This is a genomic window from Candidatus Methylomirabilota bacterium (genome assembly GCA_035260325.1).
Taxonomy (GTDB): domain Bacteria; phylum Methylomirabilota; class Methylomirabilia; order Rokubacteriales; family CSP1-6; genus AR19.
On sequence record DATFVL010000084.1, the window covers coordinates 1 to 2,243 of the forward strand.

General features: G+C 70.3%; 2 protein-coding genes. Both read left to right on the top strand.

Annotated features, from left to right (window positions below):
- The first annotated feature begins 317 nt into the window (after positions 1-317).
- Entirely contained in the window at positions 318-794 is a 477-nt protein-coding gene (locus VKG64_05960; protein ID HKB24584.1) for a (2Fe-2S)-binding protein, read from the top strand.
- A partial coding sequence (locus VKG64_05965) for a molybdopterin cofactor-binding domain-containing protein (GenBank protein HKB24585.1) occupies positions 791-2,243 on the top strand: 1,453 nt, incomplete at its 3' end. The genes VKG64_05960 and VKG64_05965, both read left to right, overlap by 4 nt.

Consider the following 2,243-nt stretch of genomic DNA (forward strand, 5'->3'; position numbering starts at 1 on the left):
CCTCGGGCGCCGCCTCATTTTCCCTCGACGCAACTGGCGTGTGCGCGGTTCTCGAGACCGGCGGGGTTCTTCGTCTGAACGATGTACTCGTCGGCCTCACGGATAATCTTCTTGCAGGTGGTGCAGATCCACACTTGGGGCATGTGGCGCCTCCTCGAACGTGTCGATTGTCCCCATTGTATGACCCACGACCCGCCGACCGGTAGCGTCTCGAGACGCCTCCCGCCCGCGGACCCCCTTGACAGCCCCCGGCTCAATTCAGTATTTTTGAACTGTCATTAATCCCTGATTAACCGCCCCCCGGGGCAGGAGTGCGGATGCGGACCCGGCTGTCCCTGACCGTCAACGGCGAGACGCACGACGTCCTCGTGGCCGTCCACAAGACCCTCCTCGAGGTGCTGCGCGAGGACCTGGGGCTGACGGGCACCAAGCACGGCTGCGAGCTCGGCGAGTGCGGCACCTGCACGGTGCTCGTGGACGGCGAGCCCGTGCTCTCGTGCCTGGCCCTGCCCGCGGACCTCGCCGGCCGAGAGATCGAGACGGTCGAGGGGATGGCCGAGGGTGGGCGCCTCCACCCGCTCCAGCAGGCGTTCGCCGAGCTCGGCGCCGCCCAATGCGGCTACTGCACACCGGGGATCCTCTTGACGGCCAAGGCGCTCCTCGCCGACCGCCCCCACCCGACGCGGCGGGAGATCAGAGAGGCGCTCGCCGGCAATCTCTGCCGCTGCACCGGGTACACGAAGATCCTCGAGGCCGTCGAGCTGGCCTCGCTGCGCACCGGAGTCGCGCGATGACCCGCGCCGAGGGCAAGCACGAGTTCACCGTCGTCGGCCAGCCGCTCCCGAAGATCGACGCGTGGGCCAAGGTCGTCGGCGAGACCCGGTACGCCGACGACTTCTTCCTGCCGCGCATGGCCTACGGCCGGCTCCTGCGCTCGCCGCACGCCCACGCGCTCATCCGGTCCATCGACGTCTCCCGCGCGCGCGCCCTGCCGGGCGTGTACGCCGTCATCACCGGCGCCGACCTCCCGCGCGTGAAGTTCGGCATCCTCCCGGTCTCGCAGGACGAGGAGGCGCTGTGCACCGAGAAGGTCCGCCTGGTCGGCGACGCGGTCGCCGCGGTCGCCGCGGTGGACGAGGAGACCGCCGAGCGCGCGTGCCGGGCGATCGAGGTGGACTACGCGCCGCTGCCCGCGCTGATGTCGATCGAGGAAGCGCTGGCGCATCCCGAGGTCCGGATCCACGAGTACGGCGACGGGCCGAACGTCCACAAGAACGTCGCCCTGCAGTTCGGGGATGTCGAAGCCGCCTTCGCGAAGGCCGACCTCGTGCGGGAGGACGTGTTCTTCTACGAGGGCAACACGCATCTACCGATGGAGCAGCACGCGGCGGTCGCGCACGCCACGCCCGACGGCAAGCTCACGCTCTGGTCCTCGACGCAGACGCCGCACTACGTCCACCGGCTCCTCGCGAAGATCCTCGACATGCCGGCGGCCCACATCCGCGTGATCGCGGCCCCCGTGGGCGGCGGCTTCGGCGGCAAGCTCGACCCCTTCGCCCACGAGATCGCCGCGTGCCGGCTCTCCCAGCTCACGGGCCGCCCCGTGAAGATCGCGTGCACGCGCGAGGAGGTCTTCTACATCCACCGCGGGCGCCATCCGGTCCTCATGTGGATGAAGACCGGGTTCACGAAGGCGGGCGACATCACGGGCTGCCATCTGAAGACCTGGCTCGACGGCGGTGCCTACGGCTCCTACGGGGTGGCCTCGGTCTTCTACACGGGCGTCATCAACCCCGTCACCTACAAGATCCCGGTGTACAAGTTCGAGGGCGCGCGGGTGTTCACGAACAAGCCGCCGTGCGGCCCCAAGCGCGGCCACGGCACGCCGCAGCCGCGCTTCGCCCTCGAGTGCCAGATCGATAAGGCCGCCGAGCAGCTCGGCCTCGACCCGGCCGAGATGCGCAAGCGGATCCTCGCCGAGCCCTACACGAAGACCGCGAACCATCTCACGGTCACGACGATCGGCCTCGGCGAGTGCATCGACCGCGTGGTGGAGGCGTCGGGCTGGCGCGAGAAGCGCGCGCGGCGCGCGGGCGGGGGCTCGCGGCGGCGCGGCGTCGGCCTCGCCTGCTCGGCGTACATGACGGGCGCGGGCACCGCGGTGTACTGGAACAACATGCCGCACTCGGGCGTCGTCCTGCGCGCCGACCGCAGCGGCGGCGTCTCCGTGCTCTGCGGCGCGA

Bases quoted from the DNA above. Each gene is read 5' to 3' on its own strand.
- VKG64_05960 (HKB24584.1), top strand. From the start codon at position 318: ATGCGGACCCGGCTGTCCCTGACCGTCAACGGCGAGACGCACGACGTC.